Origin of the sequence: Ideonella azotifigens (assembly GCF_006519715.1) — a bacterium.
GTDB classification, from domain to species: domain Bacteria; phylum Pseudomonadota; class Gammaproteobacteria; order Burkholderiales; family Burkholderiaceae_C; genus Ideonella; species Ideonella azotifigens.
Window position 1 is genome coordinate 1 of record NZ_VIDT01001144.1, and the last position, 1,135, is coordinate 1,135.

1 protein-coding gene is annotated in these 1,135 nt (G+C 69.3%); it reads right to left on the reverse strand.

Annotation, left to right across the window (positions count from 1 at the left end; all coding sequences use genetic code 11):
* A partial coding sequence (locus FKP22_RS31210) for an LPS-assembly protein LptD (protein ID WP_141292040.1) occupies positions 1-1,135 on the reverse strand: 1,135 nt, incomplete at both ends.

The following is a 1,135-nucleotide window of genomic DNA, read 5'->3' on the forward strand; positions in this document are numbered from 1 at the left end:
GTCGAAACGCAGCGACTGCCAGCCCACGTTGCTGAGCCGCGCGCCGATCTGCGGCGCGCGCTGGTACGGCACCTCGATGGGCGTGTCCACATCCTGCAGCACCCGCCAGTCCTGCACCCGGGCATAGACCGACAGGTTGCCCTGGTCCACCGCCCACGAGCGCCAGACGCCCGCCTGCTGTGGCAGCAGCCGCGGCGCCAGGCTGGGCAGCAGGCGCGAGAAGTCCTTCCAATAGCGGTCGTCGGAGGCGTCTTCGTAAGCCAGCTCGTAGCGCACGCCGTTGTCCAGCGCGCCTTCGTGCTCGGCCTGCACCGAGTAGCGGCGGGTGTCGGTGGTGCGGTCTTCCGGCACCCAGTGCAGCTCCAGCCGCCCACTGTCATTGGGCTGCAGGTAGCGGAATTCGCTGCGCAGCGCGGTGCCGCGGCGCGACGAGAGCACCGGCGTGAGCATCAGGTCGTAGTTCGGCGCGAAGCGCCAGTAGTACGGCACCGAAAAGCCGAAGCCGCCTCGGCTGTCGAAGAAGTCGATCGTCGGTGGCAACCAGCCGGACTTGGCCGCGTCGCTGGTCGGAAAGCTCATCGACGGCAGCGCCAGGATGGGCACGCCCAGGAAACGCAGCACCGCGCCGGTGGCCTTGCCTTCGTTGGCATCGAAGTCCAGGTCCAGCTTGTCCATGCGCAGCTCCCAGCCGGGTTCGCCATCGGCCTCGCGGGTGCAACTGCTGTAGTTGGCGTTGTAGGCGGTGAGCTGCTGCGGGCCGGTGAAGTCGATGCGGCGCGCGTTGCCACCGGCGGCGGTGCGGGCGAAGTAGTAGGTCGGCTCGGTCACGTAGCCGGTGTGGCTGTCCAGCAGCAACTGGGCCTGCTCGCCATTGAACATGTCGCCGCCGCTGCTCAGCCGCACCTGGCCGCTGGCCATCACCAGGCGCTGGGCCTGCAGGTAGCGCAAGGTGTCCGAGGTCAGCAGCAGGCCACCGCGGCGCAGCTCCACATCGCCCAGCGCCTGGGTTTCCTGGTTGAGCTGGCTGTGCACTTCGCGCGCTGTCAGCTGCACCGGGCTGTCGCTGCTGCCATCGATGGGCGGCTGCGGGTTGACCTTGCCGGGCCGGGACTGGGCGGGCGTGGTCAGGGCCGGC